A 21,445-nucleotide genomic window follows, 5' to 3' on the forward strand; every position below is an offset into this window, starting at 1 on the left:
ACGAGCCTTGCGACCACGCCCAGTCGGCCTAAAATGGGCAGAGTCGGGGTGCTCGCTTGAGGCTATGCCGGAGGTGGGGTGTGATCCGATTGAAGAATCTGGGAAAGTTGGCCGCCGGACTCGGCGTGGTGGCGGTGCCGATCAGTGTCGCGGTTGCCGGTGCGGGGTCGGCATCGGCTGATCCGGGCCTGTGTGTCAGTGGCCCATACGGTTTCGCGCATGCCTGCGTGGACACGCCCGGCTGGTACAACGGTTGGTATGACGGTCCGCGTTGGCGTGGCGGTTGGGACGGCGACCGTTGGGGCGAAGACGATTAGTCGGTGCGGGTAGACGCGCGCAGCATGCGCAACTGACCGATCTCCGCAGCGTTCTTCGTCAGCTCGACGTTCAACCACAACACCATGTCGGCCAACGACCGGCCGGAATCCGGGCCCCACGGAAACGCCGCGGGGCCAAGGAGATCCGTGTCGGTCAGCGAGTCCAGTACGTCGCTCCACCGTGCACTGAGCACCCTGATCCGCTGCACCGAGGCCGCAGGGCCAGGCCAGTCGATCTCCGAGTGCGGAACTGGGGGCCGGCCGTCGACATGGGCCAGGGCGGTCGACCACCAGAAAATCATGTGCCAGGTGAGCCAGCCGATGGTCGGAACCGGAATCGGATCAGGTTCGGTGTCAGCCCAGTCCGGCCACCACCGACCTGAAGAATCCTCGTGCACCGTCCACACCAATGGGCCGGGCTCCCACAGGTGATCACCCTCGGACAGCGCCGACAGGTGCAGGTCGGTCAGCGCCCAGGCCAGGTCGAACTGCCGACGCAACGCAGCGATCACGACGCCCGCATCACCAGCAGGGTCTGTGCCGAAGTGCCGATAAACCCTTGGCGGTCAAAGATTTCCGCAGTGGTGGCGCCGACACCGTCCGGACCGATCGAGCCACGGGCACGCACCGCGAAGTCCGAGCCCTCCGGAAGCCGGTGCAGATGCACCGAGGTATCGGTGTTCATGAAGATGAACTTCTCCGGATCCAGCGCCGCGCCAATACCGTTGGCCGAATCCACCACGAGCGCGAGGCGCTGCAGGGCCGTCGTCTCCTCGTCGTCGACCACCGGCGTCAACGGACTCATCCACGCCACGGCGGCCTCGCCCTCGGCAGTCCGCTGCCGCCGCCACGTCACGCTTTCCAGATAGCCGGGCACGCCTTGCCAGTTGTGTGCCACGTCGGCGGCCGAGCCCTCCACCAACGGCGGGAAGCGGTCGGTGACCACGTCACTGGTGTCGCTGGGTGCCAGCAGCCAGGCCGTCACCCGCGCCACCGCCCGCCAGGTGCCGTCGGGCCGGGCCGCCTCCATCTCCGACGCGACCATGGAGATACGTGAGCCCGGCCGGTCCACCCACGCCCGAACCCGCACCGGCGCAACGGGAATCGCGCCGAGGATGTCGAGCGTCAACCGTCCCACGCGCAGACCGGAGTCCGCGGTCAACTCCTCGATGGCCTTGGTCAACAGTGCCAGCGGCGGCGAGCCGTGCTGAATGGCCGGATCCCAGTTGCTCCGGGTATCCGCGGTGGATTCGAACAATTGATACTCACCATCGGAACCGAGCCGATGGTAGTGACACCCGATCATGCAGCTCCTGATTCTGGCCACCCCGGATAGGGCGGTGGGGTGCCGCCGAACGCCGGGCACAAACTCTGATGCGCGCACCACGAGCACAACCGTGACGGGTTGGGCCGGAAGTCGCCGGTGGCCCCGGCAGCCTGGATGGCTTTCCAGATCGCCATCAGGGTGCGCTCGAACCGCAGCAGCTCGTCATGCTCGGGGGAGTAGTCGAGCACCTGACCGTCGGCCAGATACAACAGCCGAAGCCGGGACGGCATCACCCCACGCGAGCGCAGCAACGCGACGGCGTAGAACTTCATCTGGAACATCGCCTTGAACTCGGCCTGTGCCCGCGCCTCGGGCGGGGCCTTGCCGGTCTTGTAATCGACGACGCGCAACTCTCCCGACGGCGCCACATCGATCCGGTCGACGAATCCGCGCAACAGCGTGCCGTCGGCGAGTTCGACCTCGAGACGGTGTTCGCAGCACTGCGGATCGAACCGGGTCGGATCCTCCAGCCGGTAGTACCCCGACAACAGCGCCCTGGCCTCGGCGAGCAACGTGGTCGGATACTCGGTGTCGGCCAGCTCGGGCTCGGCGGCGACGACTTGCTCCCACGCCGGCTCGACCAGCGTCAGCGCGGTGTCGTGCACTCGCTCGGCTGCGGGAAGCCCGTACAGCTGCTCCAACGCGGCGTGCACCAGCGAACCGCGCAGCTGGGCGGTGGACCGGGGCTCGGGCAGCCGGTCGATGGCGCGGAACCGGTAAAGCAGGGGGCACTGTTTGAAATCGCCGGCCCGAGACGGTGACAGCGCCGGGCGGCGCGGCGTCGGGGCCGGTTCCTCACTCACATCCGTAAGCCTAGGACCGGGCACCGACAAAGTTGCAGAACCCCGGGCACCCGGCCGGGTACGGGTACTGGCAGGCTGGACGCCCGTGGCAGGGAAGAGACCGACCGGACCGTTTGCCGTTGGCGACCGGGTGCAACTCACCGACGCCAAGGGCCGGCGCTACACGATGGTGCTCAACCCCGGCGGTGAGTTCCACACCCATCGCGGCATCATCGCCTTCGACAACGTGATCGGGCTGCCGGAAGGCAGCGTGGTCAAATCCACCAACGGCGACCAGTTCCTGGTGCTGCGACCGCTCCTGGTCGATTACGTGATGTCGATGCCGCGCGGTGCGCAGGTGATCTATCCCAAGGACGCCGCACAGATCGTCCACGAGGGTGACATCTTCCCGGGCGCCCGGGTGTTGGAGGCCGGTGCCGGGTCCGGCGCACTGACCTGCTCGCTGCTGCGGGCGGTCGGCCCCGAGGGCCGCGTGACGTCCTACGAGATCCGTGACGATCACGCCCCGACCGCCGAACGCAACGTCATCACATTCTTCGGTGAGCGCCCGGAGAACTGGGATCTGGTGATCGCCGACCTCGCCGACTACGACGGCCCGGAGATGGACCGCGTGGTCCTGGACATGCTGGCGCCCTGGGAGGTGCTGCCCGCGGTCTCCAAGGCACTGGTCGCCGGTGGTGTGCTGATGGTCTACGTGGCCACCGTCACCCAGCTGTCGCGGGTTGTGGAGGCGCTTCGCGAGCAGCAGTGCTGGACCGAACCGCGGGCCTGGGAAAGCATGCAGCGCGGCTGGCATGTGGTGGGTCTGGCCGTCCGCCCGGAACACAACATGCGCGGCCACACCGCTTTTCTGGTCAGCGCGCGCAAATTGGCGCCGGGTGCGGTTGCGCCGGTCCCGCTGCGCAAGAAACGTCAGCTCGCCGCCGGGCCCGAGTCCAGCGTCTGACGGCCCATCGGCCGGCGTCGCTTTCTGCACCGCGGTTGCTCTGAGGCCTGGATGACCACCCTCACGTCGAAAACGGCGCGCGTGGCACCGCGGAATCGAGCGTCTGACGGCTCAGTCATCGCTGTGGTGCAAGCCCCTTCGGGCGGAGAGTAATTCGAGCTCGGGTCGGCTTGCGACCATCCGTTCGGCGGCATCGAGCACGTCGACCACGTGGGCACGGTCGGCGGCGACGACTCCGACGCCGATGCCGGCGCGGCGGTGCAGGTCCTGGGCGCCGGATTCGGCTGCCGACACCGCGAGCTTCCGGTGCAACTCGGCGATCACCGGACGGATGACCGAGCGCTTCTGTTTGAGCGAGTGCACATCACCGAGCAGCAGGTCGAACTCCAGCCAGCCGATCCACATGGCCCGGCTCAGCGGGGTGGAGTCGGCGCGGGCGGCGTAGATGCTTCGGCGCCGGCGCCCATCACCAGCAACAGGTCGGCGGTGTGCCGGGTCAGCTGCCAGCCGTCGCCGTGCGGGGTGAATTCCATCGGGAAGCTGAAATCGCGCGCCGAGTTCTCACCGCCCGCGGTGACGTTGACGGTTGCCACCACGTTCTTCGGCTCGGTCTGCGACCACGCCAGATCGGTGGCCTGGAAGGTCAGCGGGGTGAACCCGTTGTCGGCCAGCGCGCGACCGAACTTGTCCAGCGCTGCGGCGTCATCGGCCGTGCCCTGTTCCACCAGGATGACCTTGTCGGCGCCGGGGACGTTCACGTCGGCCAGCCGGTCCAGCACGCCGGTCAGCGCTTCGGGGGCAGGCAGCGGCGCGGCGGGCGGGACCTGCGGCACGGTCGTGGATTGCACGCTGGTCGTGGGGTGCGAAGTCTTGGCCGGATGCTCGCCACTACTGCACCCGCATAGCCCAAGTGCCGCCACGATCGTGGCGGCACTCAGGACAGCGATACGGCTGCGGTTCAATTACCTACTCAGCCGACAGAGGACAGCAGGTTCAGGGCCGATCCCTTGGAGATCTGCCAGCCGGTGGGGCTCGGGCCGGCCACGAACTGGATGTTCTGGGTGGCGGTGCCGCCGGTGGCCGAGGTTGCGGTCACGTCGGCGAACGCCACGCCGCCCTGATCATCGATATTGGCGATGTCGAAGGTCAGCGGGAACTTCCCTTCCGCAGCGGCCTTGCTGAACGCGCGGTCCGCGGCGATGCTCTCGATACGGCCGATGCCCCCCTGGATGTAGGAGGCCTTGCCGCTGAACGAGCCGCCGTTGGAGAGCGCCTGCAAGGTCTGCACCAGTGGCGTTGCCAGATCCGGCGCCGGGGTGGCCGGCAGAGGCGCGTCGAACACGACCGGCTGGATCGCCGGGGCGGTCGACATGCCGCTGGATGCAATAGATGTCACACCCGCCGCTGCTCCGCTCACCACAGCGGCGGCAGCAGCTGCGGTGATAAAGCCGGTAACGAGGGTTTTCAAGGCCACGATTGTCCTTTCGATCGGACCAACTGAATTAAGAGGCTAACAGTCGTGCTGGTGTGTCTCGTTCCTAGAGCGCACACAATGGCTGAATCGCCGGTAGCGTTGAAGTTGTTACTGCACCAACTTACGGTGCGGGAGGGAGCGCAATATGAGTGAGTCAGAGCGTTCGGACGGCCATGCCGAGAGTTTCTCGGCCGGCCACTCGCAACCCATGTCCAACGATGAGGCCGCCGAGCTGGAATCGCTGCGTCGTGAGGCTGCGGTTCTCCGTGAGCAACTGGAGAATGCGGTAGGGCCCCAGAGCGGACTGCGCAGTGCCCGTGACGTCCACCAGCTTGAGGCGCGGATCGACTCGCTCGCGTCGCGCAACGCGAAGCTCATGGACACACTCAAAGAGGCCCGCCAGCAACTGCTCGCCCTGCGCGAGGAGGTGGACCGGCTGGGCCAGCCGCCCAGCGGCTACGGCGTGCTGCTGGGCACCCATGAGGACGACACCGTCGATGTGTTCACGTCCGGGCGCAAGATGCGACTCACCTGCTCGCCGAACATCGAGACCTCCTCGCTCAAGCAGGGCCAGACGGTCCGGCTCAACGAGGCGCTCACCGTGGTCGAGGCCGGCAACTTCGAGGCCGTCGGCGAGATCAGCACGTTGCGCGAAATCCTGTCCGACGGCCACCGGGCACTGGTCGTGGGTCATGCCGACGAGGAGCGCATCGTGTGGCTGGCCGAGCCCCTGGTCGCCGCCGAGGATCTGCCCGACCTTCCTGACGCCAGGCAAGACGATGACCGGCCCCGCAAACTGCGTCCCGGCGATTCCCTGCTGGTCGACACCAAGGCCGGATACGCCTTCGAGCGCATTCCGAAGGCCGAGGTCGAGGATCTGGTGCTCGAAGAGGTGCCCGACGTCAGCTACAGCGACATCGGCGGCCTGGGCCGGCAGATCGAGCAGATCCGCGACGCCGTGGAGCTGCCGTTCCTGCACAAGGAGCTCTACCGCGAGTACTCGCTGCGTCCGCCGAAGGGAGTGCTCCTCTACGGCCCGCCCGGTTGCGGTAAGACGCTGATCGCCAAGGCCGTGGCGAACTCGCTGGCCAAGAAGATGGCCGAGGTTCGTGGCGACGACGCGCGTGAGGCGAAGAGTTACTTCCTCAACATCAAGGGCCCCGAGCTGCTGAACAAGTTCGTCGGTGAGACCGAACGTCACATCCGGCTCATCTTCCAACGCGCTCGCGAGAAGGCCTCCGAGGGCACCCCGGTGATCGTGTTCTTCGACGAGATGGACTCCATCTTCCGTACCCGCGGCACCGGTGTCAGCTCGGATGTCGAGACAACTGTTGTGCCGCAGCTGCTTTCGGAGATCGACGGTGTGGAGGGGCTGGAGAACGTCATCGTCATCGGCGCTTCCAACCGCGAGGACATGATCGACCCTGCGATCCTGCGGCCCGGCCGCCTGGACGTCAAGATCAAGATCGAGCGGCCCGACGCCGAGTCGGCACAGGACATCTTCTCGAAGTACCTGACCGAGGCGCTGCCGGTGCACGCCGACGACCTCGCCGAGTTCGGCGACGACCGCTCGCTGACGATCAAGACGATGATCGAGAAGGTCGTGGACCGGATGTACGCCGAGATCGACGACAACCGGTTCCTGGAGGTCACCTACGCCAACGGTGACAAGGAAGTCATGTACTTCAAGGACTTCAACTCCGGTGCCATGATCCAGAACGTCGTCGACCGGGCGAAGAAGAACGCGATCAAGGCCGTGCTGGAGACCGGTCAGCCCGGCCTGCGTATCCAGCATCTGCTGGATTCCATCGTCGACGAGTTCGCGGAGAACGAGGACCTGCCCAACACCACCAATCCCGATGACTGGGCCCGTATCTCGGGCAAGAAGGGCGAGCGGATCGTCTACATCCGCACGCTCGTCACCGGGAAGAGCTCGAGTGCGAGCCGTGCCATCGACACCGAGTCGAACCTGGGCCAGTACCTGTAACCGCAGAACCTGCGGGCGAATCGGCCCCGGCCGGGCGGTGACGGTGGCAGCATGACGGTGTGACCACACCGTCGCTGTCGTGGGACGTGGTGTCCGTCGACAAGCCGGATGACCTCAACGTCGTCATCGGGCAGGCGCACTTCATCAAGACGGCCGACGACCTGCACGAGGCCATGGTGGGAGTCAGCCCGTCGTTGCGGTTCGGGCTGGCCTTCTGTGAGGCGTCCGGTCCACGATTGGTCCGGCGCAGCGGCAATGATCCCGATCTGGTCGAGTTGGCGGTGCGCAATGCGCTGGCGATCGCCGCCGGGCACACCTTCGTGATCTTCCTGCGCGAGGGATTTCCGGTGAACGTCCTGAATCCGATCAAAGGGGTCCCGGAGGTCTGCTCGATCTTCTGTGCCACCGCAAATCCGGTCGAGGTGCTGGTTGCCGTCACTCCGCTCGGCCGCGGCATCGCGGGCGTGATCGACGGACAGTCGCCGCTGGGCGTCGAATCCGATGACGACGTTGCGGCCCGGCGGGATCTGTTGCGCGCGATCGGCTACAAGCTCTGACGGGTCAGGATTCGGCCGTGTGCGTGCGGTAGCGGTCGCGGGCCACCAGCGTGAGTCGCAGATCGTCGAGCAGCGGGTCGAGGAACCGGGTCCGCTGCTCGGCGTCGGATACCGCCCGGGCGCTGAGGTACATGAACGTCAAGGCGGTCAGGAACATGGTGGTCTGGATCAGCGCCTGGGGTACCGGGAAAGTCATCCCCAGCAGCTGGCCGTCGGGTGATCCGTTGCGGGTCCAGGCGGCCAGCAGTTCCGGGCTGAGCAGGATCAGCCCCAGCACGAAGAAAATCAGCGCTGTCACGACCGCGACAGTGAGCACCTGGACGATCTGGGACAGCACGAGCGCAAACACCACGTTGACCCGTTCCGGTTTCGACAGATGCACTCGCCTCGGCCGGTCGGGCATGTCGGCGAACGGGGTGCCGGCCAGCCGCCGGGCGTCCTCGGGTTCCTTGGCGTCGGGCCGCAGAATCGGCCGTACCCGCTCCAGCGTGCTGGAGACCAGAAACACCGACGCGATCGCAAAGAGGAAGAGCAGCGCCAGCCAGAGCCTGGTCCGGCTCAAGGTGGACGCCATCAGCCAGACGTAGGTGTTGAAGAACACCAGTACGGTCAGCAGCACCACCGGCAGTGCCCGGACGAACAGGCTGCCGACCGATGCCAGATTGGAGATCGTCACCCGGGCCGCGAAACCCAGGATCGATCCGATTCCTGTTGCGGTGCAAAGTAAGACGATTGAAACGACCACCAATTCGATGATCAGGTTCACGCCGTCTCGCGTGGTCATACCGCCGTAGAACCCGCTCACCACGATCACCACACCGGCCACCGTCGATGCCGCGCCGGCCGCCCGTGCGGACGGTAGTCGAGAGACCGACCATCCGACCACGGCGGCGGTCGGCAACACCAGCAGCAATACCGCCAGCACGAACCACTCGGTGCGGGTCGGGGTGCCATCGATGTCGATGGTGTGCTTTCCGGTCAGGGCGACCACCAGCACGGAGCTCAGCATCACCCACGCGTAGGCGGCCAGAGCCGGAGCCGACCGCGCCCACACCGAACGGACCAAAGCACCCGGACGTAATACTGCAGGCAGTCCGTTGGCCAGGAACCAGCGTTCAGCCGCGATACGGTCAGGGGATCGTGAACTCGCCACGGCTCTCATCACGACTACTGCACCAAGCAATCACCGGTACGGCAAGCACCGGATGGTGACGGGCACAGCGTGTCGCGGCAAACCGCGTGCGGGCGGTCAGTTGGCCGCTGAGCCGATCTCCGCGGCGACAGCAGCCAGCTCATCGAGCACGACGGACACCGCGGGCCGCGCCACCGCACCCGCGCGGGTGACCGCCTCCACTCGGCGCGCCACCGATATGTCGGCGATCGGCAACCGCACCAACTCGCGCGCCAGCCTCACGTAGCGAGGCATCAGGGCGATACCGGTGCCCGCGTGCACCAGCTCCTCCACCACACGGAAGTCATTGATCCGCTGGATGATTCGCGGTCGAATGCCGGACAGGATGGTGATCGAATTCAGCACGTCGTCGACCATCAGCCCCCCTTCCACGCCGATCCAGCGTTCTTCGGCCAGATCGGTCAGCCGGACCTGATCGCGGCTCGCGAGATGATGCCCCGGCGAAAGGACGACATCCAGTGGTTCCCGTAGCAGCTGGGTCGCCTCGAAGCGTGGGCCCCACGGCGATGCGTCGCGTTCGTCGCGGTGCACCACCACGACATCGAAGTCGGCGAGTTGCGCCGGAGCCCGGGCGGCCGGAAGGTCGATGTCGCGCCCGAGTACCTGGACCCCGTGCTTGGCTGCCCGAAGGATCAACGGGGCCAACAACATTGCCGCGCCGGAGGGAAAGAACGACACGCTCACTGCGCCTCGGGGCGTGCTGCGGTAGGAGTCCATCTCGGCCCGGGCTCGGTCCAGGGCCGCCAACACGGTGTCGGCGTGCCCTACGAGCACCTGCCCGGCGTCGGTCAGGCGCACCCGCCTGCCGTCGGGTTCGATCAATGCCACGCCGGCCTCGCGTTGCAGGATCTTCAGCTGTTGGGAGACGGCCGAGGGTGTCATGGACAGCACCTGTGCCACTGCGGCGACTGTGCCGTGGTCGGCGAGCTCTCGCAACATCCGTAGGCGACCAGCATCCATGAAGCAATGCTACATATAATCGGTTAAAAGAGTAGCTTGACTGAACTATCGAGCAGGCTAGAGGCTGACCCGTATGGCCCGACGTTCTACCGACTCCTGCCTACTTGCCGTCGCGGTGGTGTGGGGATCGAGCTATCTGGTCACCAAGGAGATCGCCGCGCCCGACACGGTTTTCGCGCTGCTGGTGGTTCGATTCGCCCTTGCCGCAGCGGTGCTGGCTGTCGTCCTGTGCCGGCGCCTGGCGGGATTGACCCGCGGTGAGGTCGCTTCGGGTGCGGTCGGTGGAATCCTTCTGGCCGCGGTCTGTATCGCCGAAACCTTCGGCGTCACCGCGACATCGGCGTCCAATGCGGGACTGATCATGGCGCTGACCATCGTGGCCACACCCATGATCCAGGGCCATCGGGTCGCGCACCGCTTCTACCTGGCGGCAGCGCTCGCGGTGATCGGCTGCGCGATGCTGACCCAGTCCGGCGGTCTGACCGCCCCGCGGGCAGGCGACATGGTGATCGTCATCGCCGCCCTGTTGCGGGCGGTGCATGTCACCGTCATGGCGCGGATGTCGGCAGCGAATGAGATCGACTCGGCCCGAACCACTCTGGTGCAGCTGATCACCGTCGCCGCAGTGGCGCTCGCCCTGTGCGCGGCGTCCGGGCAGTCCGTGCCGGCGGTGGCCGCGGCGTACGGCGTAGCCGACTGGGCCCTGATCGGGTATCTGGTGTTGGCCTGCACGGTGTTCGCGTTCCTCGTGCAACTGCGGGCACTGGGCACGATCAGCCCGGCCCGGGTCAGTCTCCTGGTGGGCACCGAACCACTGTGGGCGGCCGTCGTCGGTGTGACGGTGGCCGATGATCCGGTCACCGGCGCCGGAATCGCCGGAGCCGTACTGGTGATCATCGGCACGATGTGGGGACGCATGATTCTCACCTCACCGGCCTCGGCGTTGCTCCGGCACCGGGTAGGCGTCACGCTCGGTCCCCAGCGCAGCGTTGCTGCGGTGATCTCGGAGTAGGCGAGGCGCCGCTACGGATCGCGTGGGGTTGCCCGTACAACGATAGGGCGACCAACGCCGAGGCGACGATTCGAGGGGAGCCCGCCGAGCGGGTTCGATCGGCTTTTGAAGATCGGCCGCACCCAGCGATTATTAAATTTCGATTTGAATTTCAGGGTGAAAAAGCGCGGAGAAATTTTCGAGTGTGCGTTCGGGTCCACCGGTCGGCCCCGCCGGGGGTACGGACGGGGCGGCGACGCCGAGGGTGGTACCCCCGCACCAATGTAACGATTCGATAACGGCGCTAACACTTTTCTGGAATTGACGAATGTCGCAGTTGTTGCAGGTCAAAGGCTGTGACTACAGACGGATTGGCGCTTCCGGGGCGGTGTCGGCGCTTGATCCGGGCAGGGCGGTGTGCTTACGTCGAAGGCACCGATGGCTTGAAACTGACGATGATCGCTGAGAAGTTCGGTGGTGACTTTTAACTCGATATGCGTGTTTTAGAAAGCGTTCCCGGGCGCCATTCCCGGGAAGAGTTCCTGCGCCAACCGCGGGGTACCGATGCGATTGGCATCCGTGACCTCGCCGAAGCTACCGGTGTGCTGGATCTGAATTCCACTTACGCCTATCTGCTGCTGGCAACCGATTTTGCTGCGACGTCAATCGTCGCCGAACGCGACGGTGACCTGCACGGATTCATCACGGGCTACCACCCGCCGCCGCGACCGGATGTCCTGTTCGTGTGGCAGGTCGCCGTGGCGCCGTCGGCGCAGGGCGGGGGACTGGCCAGCACGATGCTCGACGCGCTGGTGCACCGGGTTCGATCGCAGCGCGACGGACGCCCGGTCACCGTGGAAGCCACGGTCTCGCCCGGCAATGCCGCCTCACGCGCATTCTTCGGGGCCTTCGCGCGCCGGCATGGCGTGCCGCTCGTCGAAGACCCGCATTTCGGGTGCGACCTGCTGGATGCGGGCGGAGCACACGAAGATGAGCCGATCCTGCGGATGGGGCCGATCACCACACCGCTCTCTCGCTGAAATCAGTTATCTGATAACCATTTTGATCCACATTGGAAGGATTGTCCCTTGCTGCTGGCTACTACAGCACCCCTGACCGAATCTGACCTGCCCGACGTCTTCGGCACGGTTGAATCCGAGGTCCGCAGTTATTGCCGTGGCTGGCCCACCGTGATGAACAGCGCCGCGGGCTCCTGGGTGACCGACACCTCGGGACGCACCTATATCGACTTCTTCGCCGGGGCGGGGGCGCTGAACTACGGTCACAACAACCCCGCCCTCAAAGAGCCGTTGCTCCAATACCTTGCGTCCGACGGGATCGTGCACTCCCTGGACATGGCGACCGCTGCCAAGCAACGCTTCCTCGAGAGCTTCGAACGGCTCATCCTGCAGCCGCGCGGGCTCGATTACAAGGTGCAATTCCCCGGGCCGACGGGGGCCAACTCGGTGGAGGCGGCACTGAAGCTCGCCAGGAAGGTAACCGGTCGCGAGTCGGTTATCAGCTTCACCAACGCATTTCACGGCATGACGCTGGGCGCGTTGTCGGTCACCGGCAACTCGATGAAGCGGGCCGGCGCAGGTATCCCGTTGGTGCACGCCACCCCGATGCCCTACGACAACTACTTCGGTGGGGTCACCGAGGACTTCCAGTGGTTCGAGCGTGTGCTCGATGATTCGGGTAGTGGGCTCAACCGGCCCGCCGCGGTGATCGTCGAAACCGTCCAGGGCGAAGGCGGTCTCAACGTCGCACGGATCGAATGGCTGCGTGCCCTGGCCGAGTTGTGCCGCAAGCGCGACATCCTGCTGATCGTCGACGACGTCCAGATGGGATGCGGCCGCACCGGGCCGTTCTTCAGCTTCGAGGCCGCGGGCATCGTGCCCGATATCGTCACGATATCGAAGTCGGTCAGCGGATACGGGCTGCCGATGGCGCTCACGTTGTTCCGTCGCGATCTCGACGTGTGGACACCGGGGGAGCACAACGGCACGTTCCGTGGCCACAACCCCGCTTTCATCACCGCCACCGCGGCACTCGAGACATATTGGGAAAACGACGAATTCAGTGCCGAGACGGTCGCCAAGGGTGAGCTGGTCAGGGCTCGGCTGGAGGAGATCGCCGCGGCCCACGACGGAGTGACCGCCCGCGGCCGCGGGATGGCGCAGGGCATCAAATTCGACCAGGCGGACCTGGCCGGGCAGGTGTGCCGCGCCGCGTTCGACCGTGGCGCGCTGATAGAGACCAGTGGACCGTCCGACGAAGTGGTCAAACTTTTGCCGCCGCTGACCACTTCAGCCGCCGAATTGTCCGAGGGTCTCGACATTCTCGCGGAGTCCGTCGCAGTCACGCTGGCCTGAGGAGGCTTGAAACATGATCGTTCGCACCACAGCTGAGATCACCGGGACGGACCGCGATGTCGCCGACGGAACCTGGCGATCGAAGCGCATTCTCCTGGCCGGCGACGGTGTCGGGTTCTCGTTCCACGAGACCACCATCGAGTCCGGGTCGGTCAACGAGTTCCACTACCAGCACCACATCGAGGCGGTCTGGGTCATCGAGGGCACCGGCACGCTGACGGATCTGCAGACCGGCCAGCAGTACCCGCTCGCCGATGGGACCATGTACGTCCTCAACAACCATGACCGCCACCGGGTTACGTGCGACGAGCAGCTCCGGATGTTGTGCGTGTTCAATCCGCCGGTGACCGGGCGGGAGGTCCACGACGAGAACGGCGTCTACCCGGCGCCGCAGTCGGTCGCATGACGGCAGTCCAGCGAGAATCCGTCGGCGAATCGCGAACGGACTCGGCCGGTGTCGAGGATCGGTACCCGACCCGGCTCGACCACGCGATCGAGCCGATACCGCGCCAGGAGCCCGTGGTGTGGGGCGGTGTGGCTGACGGACCGTTGAGCCAGCATCACCTGGACGGTTTCTCCGAATACGGGTACCTCGTGGCGCCGGAGACCGTGTCGGATGACTGGCTGCCGCTGTTGCGGCACGAAATCGACCGGATCGCAGTAGATCTGGAGTCGGATGACCCACGGGTGATCCGTGAGCCGGGTGGCACGATCCGGTCGATCTTCGAACCGCACCTGCTCAGCGACCTGGTCGCACAGCTGGTCCGGCTCGACACGGTGTTACCGATCGCGCGGCAGCTCCTGGGCGGCGACGTCTACATCCACCAAGCCCGGATCAACCTCATGCCCGGTTTCACCGGGACAGGGTTCTACTGGCACTCCGACTTCGAGACCTGGCATGCCGAGGACGGCATGCCGGCGATCCGTGCCGTCTCGTGTTCGATCGCCCTGACCGAGAACTACCCGTACAACGGGTCGCTCATGGTCATCCCCGGCTCGCACCAGACGTTCTATCCCTGCGTCGGCGCCACGCCCGAGGACAACCACGGCACCTCCCTGGTCGCCCAGAACGTCGGCGTGCCCGATCAGACGACGTTGACCAAGGCCGTCGACGAGCACGACATCCACCAGTTCACCGGTCCTCCCGGCACTGCCCTGTGGTTCGACGCCAACCTGTTGCACGGCTCGGGGTCCAACATCACACCGCTGCCGAGGTCGAACGTCTTCCTGGTTTTCAACTCCGTCGACAACGCGCTGACGGAGCCGTTCGCCGCACCGCGGCGACGGCCCGAATACCTGGCGGCCCGGGGTCGGGGTGCACAGGCCGTCACCTAGGCTGGCCCCATGCAACGGATCATCGGAACAGAGGTCGAATACGGCATATCCTCGCCGTCAGATCCGACCGCCAATCCGATCCTGACCTCGACGCAGGCAGTGCTGGCGTACGCGGCAGCCGCCGGGATTCAGCGGGGCAAGCGCACCCGGTGGGACTACGAAGTCGAATCCCCGTTGCGGGACGCTCGCGGATTCGACCTGTCGCGGGCCTCCGGGCCGGCTCCGATCGTCGATGCCGACGAGGTCGGCGCGGCCAACATGATCCTCACCAACGGTGCCCGGCTGTACGTGGACCATGCCCACCCGGAGTACTCGGCGCCCGAGTGCACCGATCCGATGGATGCGGTGATCTGGGACAAGGCCGGTGAGCGCGTGATGGAGGCCGCGGCCCGCCATGTCGCCAGTGTGCCCGGCGCCGCCAAGCTCCAGCTCTACAAGAACAACATCGACAACAAAGGTGCGTCCTACGGTTCGCACGAGAACTACCTGATGAGCCGCCAGACTCCGTTCTCTGCGGTGATCGCCGGGTTCACGCCGTTCCTGGTGTCCCGTCAGGTGGTGACGGGTTCCGGCCGGGTCGGCATCGGACCGTCAGGGGACGATCCCGGCTTCCAGCTGTCGCAGCGGGCCGACTACATCGAGGTCGAGGTCGGCCTGGAGACCACGCTCAAGCGCGGCATCATCAATACCCGCGACGAGCCGCACGCCGACGCCGACAAGTACCGCCGGCTGCACGTCATCATCGGCGACGCCAACCTGGCCGAGACATCCACCTACCTCAAGGTCGGCACCAGCTCTCTGGTGCTCGACCTGATCGAGGAGGGCCCGCAGTTCGGGCTGGACCTGTCCGATCTGGCGCTGGCCCGGCCGGTGCATGCGGTGCACGTCATCAGCCGCGATCCGTCGCTGCGGGCCACGGTCGCGCTCGCCGACGGTCGGGAGATGACCGCGCTGGCGCTGCAACGGGTCTATCTGGACCGGGTGGCCAAACTGGTCGACATCAAGGACTCCGACCCGCGGGCTTCCCACGTCGTCGAGACCTGGGCCCATGTGCTGGACCTGCTCGAACGCGATCCGATGGAATGCGCCGAGATCCTGGACTGGCCCGCCAAGCTGCGGTTGCTGGAGGGGTTCCGCCAGCGCGAGAACCTCGGCTGGCAGGCGCCTCGGCTTCACCTGGTCGATCTGCAGTACTCCGACGTCCGGCTGGACAAGGGCCTGTACAACCGGTTGGTGGCGCGCGGTTCGATGAAGCGCCTGGTCACCGAACAGGAGGTGATCGACGCGGTGGACAATCCGCCGACCGACACCCGGGCATACTTCCGAGGCGAATGCCTGCGCCGTTTCGGCGCCGATATCGCCGCGGCCAGCTGGGACTCGGTGATCTTCGATCTCGGCGGGGATTCGCTCGTCCGGATTCCGACGCTCGAACCGCTGCGTGGAAGCAAGGCGCATGTCGGGGCCCTGCTGGACTCCGTGGACAGCGCCGCGGAACTCGTCGAGCAACTCACGAACTGACGATCTCGACCGGTGAGCTATCCCGGGCAATCCGGGTGCCGACCGGTACTGTGGAAGAACCGGTTGGGCGGTTAGCCCGGCCGATCACAATTGCAGGAGGCAGCGATGGCTCAAGAGCAGACCAAGCGTGGCGGTGGCGGCGGCGAGGATGAGGACCTCCCGGGTGCATCGGCCGCCGGCCAGGAGCGTCGCGAAAAGTTGGCCGAAGAGACCGACGATCTGCTCGATGAGATCGACGACGTGTTGGAAGAGAACGCAGAAGACTTCGTGCGCGCATACGTCCAAAAGGGCGGCCAGTGACCTGGCGCGAGAACCTGTCTCTGTCCCAACCAACCCTCTCCGGTACCCCCTCTGTAGCCATGGACCTGTCATCTTTCTCTGAGTTGTTGCGGCGGCAGGCCCCCGAGCTGTTGCCGGTGAACCGTGTCTCCGACGGCGCGATCAACCCGACGAACGTAGTGCCGCACGGGACGACCATCGTCGCGATCAAGTACCCCGGCGGGGTGCTGATCGCCGGTGATCGTCGCTCCACGCAGGGCAACATGATCGCCGGGCGCGATGTGCAGAAGGTGTACATCACCGACGAATACACGGCGACCGGCATCGCGGGTACCGCGGCCATCGCAGTGGAGTTTGCCCGGCTCTATGCCGTGGAGCTGGAGCACTACGAAAAGGTCGAAGGGGTGCCGCTGACGTTCCGCGGCAAGGTGAACCGGTTGGCGATCATGGTGCGGGGGAATCTCGGTGCCGCACTGCAGGGTTTCGTGGCGCTGCCACTGCTGGTGGGCTACGACGTCGACGCCGCCGACCCGCAGACCGCCGGGCGCATCGTGTCTTTCGACGCCGCCGGCGGGTGGAACATCGAGGAAGAGGGCTACCAGTCGGTGGGCTCGGGCTCGATCTTCGCCAAGTCCTCGATCAAGAAGCTGTACTCGCAAGCGGTCGACGCGGATTCGGCGCTGAAGGTGGCGATCGAGGCGCTCTATGACGCTGCCGACGACGACTCCGCCACCGGCGGACCCGATCTGGTGCGCGGCATCTATCCGACCGCGGTGACCCTCGGCGCCGGCGGGGCCGAGGAGATCGCTGAGGGACGCATCGCCGAGCTGGCCCGCGAGGTCATCGCGCGCCGGACCCGGACGGGCGGTGAGGGGTAAATGAGCTTCCCGTATTTCATCTCGCCCGAGCAGGCGATGCGTGAGCGCTCCGAATTGGCCCGCAAGGGCATTTCCCGAGGCCGCAGCGTGGTGGCGTTGGCGTACGACAGCGGCGTGCTGTTCGTCGCCGAGAATCCGTCGCGCTCCCTGCAGAAGGTCAGTGAGCTCTATGACCGGGTCGGCTTCGCCGCCGTCGGCCGGTTCAACGAGTTCGACAATCTGCGGCGCGGCGGCATCCAGTTCGCCGACACCCGCGGCTACGCATATGACCGTCGGGACGTGACCGGTCGCCAGCTGGCCAATGTCTACGCGCAGACTCTCGGCACGATCTTCACCGAGCAGGCCAAGCCCTACGAGGTCGAGCTGTGCGTGGCCGAGGTCGCGCACTATGGCGAGACGAAGGCCCCGGAGTTGTACCGGATCACCTATGACGGGTCGATTGCTGACGAGCCGCACTTCGTCGTGATGGGCGGCACCACGGAGCCGATCATCGCCGCGCTGAACGAGTCGTACGCGGAGAACGCCGATCTGGCCGCTGCGATCAAGATCGCGGTGGAGGCGCTGGGCGCGAGCGGTAATGGATCCGAGGCACGCGCTCTGGGTCCGGCGACACTCGAAGTCGCCGTGCTCGATGCCACCCGGCCGCGCCGGTGTTTCCGCCGGATCACCGGTGCCGCGCTGGAAGCGCTTCTGCCTGAAGCGGTTTCGGACAAGACGGCCGATGCTGAGCCGTCGGTGAAGCCGAAGAAATCAGGTAAGTAGGTTGACCACCGCTTCGGCCTCGGTGCCGTCGCGGTAGAGCCGCCACGTGAGGTCCGCCAATTCGTCGGGATCGATCGTCGGTAGATCACCCGCGCCCGCCATCGCCTGGTAGATGTCGCCGCGCTCGATCAGGCCGCCGATGGTTACCGTCCCGGCGTACACGCCTGTGGGCGCAAGCGCGGCGTGCAGCGTGACTGCGTAGTTGCGCAGCGCCGCCGCCGCCAGGGCGAGCCCGCCGAGCGGGGGCATCGGCACGACACTGCTCAGCCCGCCGGCGAACAGCAATCCTCCGCTGCCGCGCTGTTGCATCTCGGGAAGCAGTTGGGCGGCAAAGTCGACCGCGGGTACGACGCTGTCGAGCGCGGCTTTCGCGCCTGCGGCGTCGAGACCGGTGATGTCGTCGGTGGGTGCCGATTCAAACGCGGCGGGACCGTAGTAGCCGACGTCGATCCGGCCGAACCGGGCGCGGGCAGCGTCGATGGCACTGCGCAGCTGATCGGGTCGGGATGCGTCGGCCACATAGGCGGCCGCCTCGATTCCGTTGTCGGCCAGTGCCTCCAGGTAACCCGAATGCCGTCGTGATGAACGCGAAATCAGTGCTACGCGGTACCCCTCGGCGCCGAACCGCTGCGCGACGGAAAGACCGAGACCGGGGCCGACGCCGAGTGCCAGCAGGACGGGAGAAGAAGTTGAGGTCATGCTCAACTTAATAACACAAGTTGAGTGTGCCCTCAACTTCGATATGCTGAACGGCATGGCGGCAATGCGTGCGGATGCGGTCCGTAACCGGGACCGGTTGATGGCCGCGGCCGCGGATCTCTTCACCGAGCGCGGCGTCGACGTACCGCTCGACGAGATCGCCCGACGGGCCGGCGTGAGCATCGGCACGCTCTACAACCACTTCCCGAACCGCGGCACACTCCTGGATGTCGTGCTGTCCGATCGTTTGGCCGTCATCGATCGGTTGGCGCAGCAGGCGCTCGGCGATGCCGACCCGTGGCGGGGGTTCACCGGATTCCTCGACAGCCTGTTCGCGATGCAGGCCTCGGACCGCAGCATCAACGACGCGGTGGCCCGAAACCCGGTCGGCGCTGTCGACGTCGCGGGCGAATGTGGCCGTGCCGGTGGGCTTCTCGAGGCCGTGGTGGGCCGGGCCAGGGAGGCCGGGGTGCTCCGCGCCGACTTCGGGGCGGATGACCTGTCCACGCTGATGTGGGCCATGTCGAAGGTGATCGCGATGGCCGACGGCGACGATGCCGTGTGGCGGCGCCACCTCGGTTTTGTACTGGACGGGCTGAGGAGCCCGGCCGGCTCACCGTCCGTCGGTGTCCTCGGGGCGCCAGCCGACATAGGTGAACCACAGTCCCATCGCGGTCAGCAGTAGGAAGAAGCAACGTGCGGCGATCAGCAGCCCGGCGCTGGTCACAGTTGCATCGGCACCGGACTCGATGGCAGACGGGATGGCCATCATGGCTGCCCCGCGCAGTGCGACGAACCAGCCGAACAACGAGATCAGCACGGCGGTCACGCTGTACCAGTACTGGTGGAAGGCGATCACGACCAGCCCCATCAGCAGCATGGCGGCCCCGAGGATCCAGGGCAGAGTCCCGCTGGTGAACAGGTCGCCGAGCAGGTTCTGAAGGCTGGGCAGCCGGATCGCGATGATGACGGTGGCGATGGCGACGAAGGGGCCGAGGACTCTGGCGAACGCGCGGGTGCGTTGCCGGGCCTGCGGTGTGGGTTGCGGCATGTGCGGCTCCTGATTAATAAACCGACTGACGGTCTATTTTTAGGCTAGACTCGGTCCACGTCCAACGTCAACGGAGGATTCGTGGCACGTCAGGTGAACCCCACCGAATACGCCGTTCGGCGTCGCGACATTCTCGATGCAGCACTGCGGTTGATGCACGACAAGGGCTACGAGGCGATGACCATCGAGGATCTTCTGGCCCAGCTGCAGATCTCGAAAGGGGCGCTCTACCACTACTTCCGGTCCAAGCGCGCCCTCCTCGAGGCCGTCATCGAGCAGATGGGAGAGAGTGCCACCGTCCGGTTGGCCCGCATCGTCGAGGACCCGCACCGCGGGGCACTCGACAAGATGCACGCCTACTTCGACGCATCGAGGGCATGGAAATCGGAGAGTGTCACCGAGGTGGCGACCCTGATCCGGTTGTGGCATGACGAGAACAATGCGCTGCTGCGGCAGAAGATGACCCAGGGTTCGATGCGCACCACGGCGCCCATGCTGGAGTCGATCATCCGCCAGGGTTGCGCCGAAGGCGTCTTCGACACCGATTACCCGCACGAGGCCGCAGGCATCATCACCGGGATGGGACTACACCTGGCCGATGCGTTCATCGATGCGATCGAGGCGGACGGCGCCACGGGCTCCGACATCAGCGGGGCGAATGCCCAAAAGGTTGTGGGTGCCTACCTGCAGGCGTTCGAACGCATCCTCGGCGCGCCCGCCGGGTCACTGCACGCGTCGGCGTCCTCAGGCCAGGGGGAAACGTAGCTTCGCGACAGCGGTCTGGTTCCAGATGCCGGAGCTGATTTCGTCAGGCCGCACGGCGTAAGCCGCACCGCCTTTGTCGAGGACCGTCACCGCGACGCGGGACAGGACGTCATAGCCGGAATCGTCGTAGTGCAGCGCTCCGGTGGCTGCCTCGATCCGGCCCACCACATCGACGGTGAAGTTGTACACCAGCGTGTCCACCGCCCCGGCCGCCGCGGCCCGCGTGATGTCGCCGAGATCGGTGGCCACCAGCCCCTTGCCGATGTCGTCGCCCAACTCGTCGACCCACGCGCTGGCCTGCTCGGCGTTCAGGGCGGGCAGCGACTCCCGGATGGCGCCGTCGATCTGATCGGGCCGCAGCTGGTCTGCCGCGCCGGGCACCGCCACGATCTGGCGTTTGTGGTCGAGGCCGCGGTACATGTCGAGCAGCGGGCCGGTCGCGAACAGGTACAGCGGTCGCGTCGACGACGGATCGAGCTGTCCCAGTTCGCTGTCCACCGCATCGGCGACCCGCTTGGCGTACTGCTCGAGTAACACCTTCTTGCCCTCGTCACCGACCAGGCGCCGCACATGACCCCGGTCGCGGACGGTGGCGCGGTGGGTCGCATCGGCGACGTCGACGGCGTACTCGCCGGTGAGCTCCAACTCCTCGGCCCGCGTACTCGCGGTGGCCTGCCACAGGTTCCAGCCATCGGCGGACAGCGTCAGCGCGTAGGCGTCCTGCGGCGTGGTGACTGCCCGCACCAACTGGCCGATGTCGAAGTAACTGCCCACCTGCAGTTGGCTGTCCAGAGCGTTGGGCAGGACGTAGACCTCATGGAAGTCGTCGGCGATGAAGATGGCCACCGAACGGGACAGGCTCAGCCACAGTTCCGATTCGGCGATCTCGGTCCAGCGTGACCGCAGCTGTTCCTCCACGGCGTGCCGCGCCCCGGATTCGCGGATCGTGCGCAGTGCCCGGTCCACCGCGCTCTTCGCCGTCAGCACGCTCTTCTCCCGCTCGTCCGGTCCCGGTGCGGTTTCCGCATAGACCGTGATGGCGTTCTCGTGGGGCTCGCCAAGGCGGATCAGGTCGGCAACATCGGGTAGTTCATAGCGGGTCATCACCACTCCTTTGTGTCGATGCTTCTCCAACCCTATGCCTGCCAGGGGCGCTGACCAGGGTCAAAAGTCCGAGAAAGGTTGCGCCACGAACACGATGGACGAGCTTGCCCACCGTTACCGTCAGC

Annotated in this window: 26 protein-coding genes; 15 read left to right on the forward strand and 11 right to left on the reverse strand. The window is 66.2% G+C overall.

Going from position 1 to position 21,445, the window contains the following annotated elements:
* Positions 1-80: 80 nt before the first annotated feature.
* A complete protein-coding gene (locus tag ACZY08_RS22315) occupies positions 81-317 on the forward strand; it encodes a hypothetical protein (protein WP_463746793.1) in 237 nt (78 codons plus the stop codon).
* Here the strand turns inward: ACZY08_RS22315 and ACZY08_RS22320 are convergent.
* The 3 genes from ACZY08_RS22320 to ACZY08_RS22330 are packed head-to-tail and all read right to left on the reverse strand — an operon-like array spanning position 314 to position 2,447.
* Entirely contained in the window at positions 314-829 is a 516-nt protein-coding gene (locus tag ACZY08_RS22320; RefSeq protein WP_463746794.1) for a DinB family protein, read from the reverse strand. The two genes, ACZY08_RS22315 and ACZY08_RS22320, sit on opposite strands and share 4 nt — an antisense overlap.
* On the reverse strand, positions 826-1,623 hold the full coding sequence (locus ACZY08_RS22325; RefSeq protein WP_463746795.1) for a thioesterase family protein: 798 nt from the start codon (positions 1,621-1,623) through the stop codon (positions 826-828). The genes ACZY08_RS22320 and ACZY08_RS22325 overlap by 4 nt, the downstream gene beginning before the upstream one ends.
* A complete protein-coding gene (locus ACZY08_RS22330; RefSeq protein WP_463746796.1) occupies positions 1,620-2,447 on the reverse strand; it encodes a RecB family exonuclease in 828 nt (275 codons plus the stop codon). The genes ACZY08_RS22325 and ACZY08_RS22330 overlap by 4 nt, the downstream gene beginning before the upstream one ends.
* Positions 2,448-2,532: 85 nt before the next feature.
* Here ACZY08_RS22330 and ACZY08_RS22335 point away from each other — a divergent pair, with 85 nt between their 5' ends.
* Positions 2,533-3,393 carry a tRNA (adenine-N1)-methyltransferase gene (locus tag ACZY08_RS22335; RefSeq protein ID WP_463746797.1) on the forward strand — a complete coding sequence of 287 codons (861 nt, stop codon included), beginning with the start codon at positions 2,533-2,535 and terminating at the stop codon, positions 3,391-3,393.
* A 111-nt stretch (positions 3,394-3,504) separates the two neighbouring features.
* Here ACZY08_RS22335 and ACZY08_RS22340 read toward each other — a convergent pair whose 3' ends face one another.
* From ACZY08_RS22340 to ACZY08_RS22350, 3 genes are read right to left on the reverse strand one after another with little or no spacing between them, the layout of a single operon-like run.
* On the reverse strand, positions 3,505-3,798 hold the full coding sequence (locus ACZY08_RS22340; RefSeq protein WP_463746798.1) for a DUF503 domain-containing protein: 294 nt from the start codon (positions 3,796-3,798) through the stop codon (positions 3,505-3,507).
* 8 nt (positions 3,799-3,806) lie between these two features.
* Entirely contained in the window at positions 3,807-4,355 is a 549-nt protein-coding gene (gene lppK / locus ACZY08_RS22345) for a lipoprotein LppK (RefSeq protein WP_463746799.1), read from the reverse strand.
* 8 nt (positions 4,356-4,363) lie between these two features.
* A complete protein-coding gene (locus ACZY08_RS22350; protein WP_463746800.1) occupies positions 4,364-4,867 on the reverse strand; it encodes an MTB12 family secreted protein in 504 nt (167 codons plus the stop codon).
* Between the two features lie 145 nt (positions 4,868-5,012).
* On the opposite strand from ACZY08_RS22350, the gene arc reads away from it, so the two are divergent.
* Positions 5,013-6,854, forward strand: coding sequence for a proteasome ATPase (arc, locus tag ACZY08_RS22355; protein ID WP_463746801.1), 1,842 nt, complete (start codon positions 5,013-5,015; stop codon positions 6,852-6,854).
* Between the two features lie 59 nt (positions 6,855-6,913).
* Complete coding sequence (locus ACZY08_RS22360; protein WP_463746802.1) at positions 6,914-7,411, forward strand: adenosine-specific kinase; 498 nt, start codon at positions 6,914-6,916, stop codon at positions 7,409-7,411.
* Between the two features lie 4 nt (positions 7,412-7,415).
* On the opposite strand, the gene ACZY08_RS22365 is transcribed toward ACZY08_RS22360, so the two are convergent.
* Both ACZY08_RS22365 and ACZY08_RS22370 read right to left on the reverse strand, forming a co-directional pair.
* Entirely contained in the window at positions 7,416-8,564 is a 1,149-nt protein-coding gene (locus tag ACZY08_RS22365; RefSeq protein ID WP_463746803.1) for a hypothetical protein, read from the reverse strand.
* Positions 8,565-8,660: 96 nt separating this feature from the next.
* Entirely contained in the window at positions 8,661-9,563 is a 903-nt protein-coding gene (locus ACZY08_RS22370; protein ID WP_463746804.1) for a LysR family transcriptional regulator, read from the reverse strand.
* A gap of 73 nt (positions 9,564-9,636) precedes the next feature.
* On the opposite strand from ACZY08_RS22370, the gene ACZY08_RS22375 reads away from it, so the two are divergent.
* The 9 genes from ACZY08_RS22375 (at position 9,637) to prcA (ending at position 17,701) form a co-directional block, all read left to right on the forward strand.
* Positions 9,637-10,575, forward strand: coding sequence for a DMT family transporter (locus ACZY08_RS22375; protein ID WP_463746805.1), 939 nt, complete (start codon positions 9,637-9,639; stop codon positions 10,573-10,575).
* A 473-nt stretch (positions 10,576-11,048) separates the two neighbouring features.
* On the forward strand, positions 11,049-11,594 hold the full coding sequence (ectA, locus tag ACZY08_RS22380) for a diaminobutyrate acetyltransferase (protein ID WP_463746806.1): 546 nt from the start codon (positions 11,049-11,051) through the stop codon (positions 11,592-11,594).
* Positions 11,595-11,642: 48 nt separating this feature from the next.
* Entirely contained in the window at positions 11,643-12,929 is a 1,287-nt protein-coding gene (gene ectB / locus ACZY08_RS22385; RefSeq protein WP_463746807.1) for a diaminobutyrate--2-oxoglutarate transaminase, read from the forward strand.
* A 13-nt stretch (positions 12,930-12,942) separates the two neighbouring features.
* The gene (locus ACZY08_RS22390) at positions 12,943-13,335 is read left to right on the forward strand and encodes an ectoine synthase (protein WP_463746808.1); all 393 of its coding nucleotides are present in this window, start codon (positions 12,943-12,945) and stop codon (positions 13,333-13,335) included.
* Positions 13,332-14,264 carry an ectoine hydroxylase gene (thpD, locus tag ACZY08_RS22395; protein ID WP_463746809.1) on the forward strand — a complete coding sequence of 311 codons (933 nt, stop codon included), beginning with the start codon at positions 13,332-13,334 and terminating at the stop codon, positions 14,262-14,264. Before ACZY08_RS22390 ends, thpD begins: the two co-directional genes overlap by 4 nt.
* A gap of 9 nt (positions 14,265-14,273) precedes the next feature.
* Positions 14,274-15,782 carry a depupylase/deamidase Dop gene (gene dop, locus ACZY08_RS22400; RefSeq protein ID WP_463746810.1) on the forward strand — a complete coding sequence of 503 codons (1,509 nt, stop codon included), beginning with the start codon at positions 14,274-14,276 and terminating at the stop codon, positions 15,780-15,782.
* A gap of 105 nt (positions 15,783-15,887) precedes the next feature.
* On the forward strand, positions 15,888-16,082 hold the full coding sequence (locus tag ACZY08_RS22405) for a ubiquitin-like protein Pup (protein ID WP_019343292.1): 195 nt from the start codon (positions 15,888-15,890) through the stop codon (positions 16,080-16,082).
* Between the two features lie 59 nt (positions 16,083-16,141).
* Positions 16,142-16,939 (forward strand): proteasome subunit beta, encoded by a 798-nt coding sequence (gene prcB, locus ACZY08_RS22410; RefSeq protein ID WP_463746811.1) that lies wholly within the window; start codon positions 16,142-16,144, stop codon positions 16,937-16,939.
* Positions 16,940-17,701: a proteasome subunit alpha gene (gene prcA, locus ACZY08_RS22415; protein ID WP_463746812.1), complete on the forward strand. Its 762-nt coding sequence runs from the start codon at positions 16,940-16,942 to the stop codon at positions 17,699-17,701. It begins immediately after the preceding gene.
* Here the strand turns inward: prcA and ACZY08_RS22420 are convergent.
* Positions 17,690-18,400: an SDR family NAD(P)-dependent oxidoreductase gene (locus tag ACZY08_RS22420; protein ID WP_463746813.1), complete on the reverse strand. Its 711-nt coding sequence runs from the start codon at positions 18,398-18,400 to the stop codon at positions 17,690-17,692. The genes prcA and ACZY08_RS22420 overlap by 12 nt on opposite strands.
* Positions 18,401-18,455: 55 nt before the next feature.
* Between ACZY08_RS22420 and ACZY08_RS22425 the strand changes: the two genes are divergently transcribed.
* On the forward strand, positions 18,456-19,085 hold the full coding sequence (locus tag ACZY08_RS22425) for a TetR/AcrR family transcriptional regulator (protein ID WP_463746814.1): 630 nt from the start codon (positions 18,456-18,458) through the stop codon (positions 19,083-19,085).
* On the opposite strand, the gene ACZY08_RS22430 is transcribed toward ACZY08_RS22425, so the two are convergent.
* A complete protein-coding gene (locus ACZY08_RS22430) occupies positions 19,014-19,451 on the reverse strand; it encodes a hypothetical protein (protein ID WP_463746815.1) in 438 nt (145 codons plus the stop codon). The two genes, ACZY08_RS22425 and ACZY08_RS22430, sit on opposite strands and share 72 nt — an antisense overlap.
* A gap of 81 nt (positions 19,452-19,532) precedes the next feature.
* On the opposite strand from ACZY08_RS22430, the gene ACZY08_RS22435 reads away from it, so the two are divergent.
* Positions 19,533-20,216: a TetR/AcrR family transcriptional regulator gene (locus ACZY08_RS22435; RefSeq protein WP_463746816.1), complete on the forward strand. Its 684-nt coding sequence runs from the start codon at positions 19,533-19,535 to the stop codon at positions 20,214-20,216.
* Here ACZY08_RS22435 and ACZY08_RS22440 read toward each other — a convergent pair.
* Positions 20,196-21,320, reverse strand: coding sequence for a baeRF11 domain-containing protein (locus ACZY08_RS22440; RefSeq protein WP_463746817.1), 1,125 nt, complete (start codon positions 21,318-21,320; stop codon positions 20,196-20,198). The two genes, ACZY08_RS22435 and ACZY08_RS22440, sit on opposite strands and share 21 nt — an antisense overlap.
* Between the last annotated feature and the right edge of the window lie 125 nt (positions 21,321-21,445).

The organism is Mycobacterium sp. IDUB_9 (assembly GCF_055419505.1).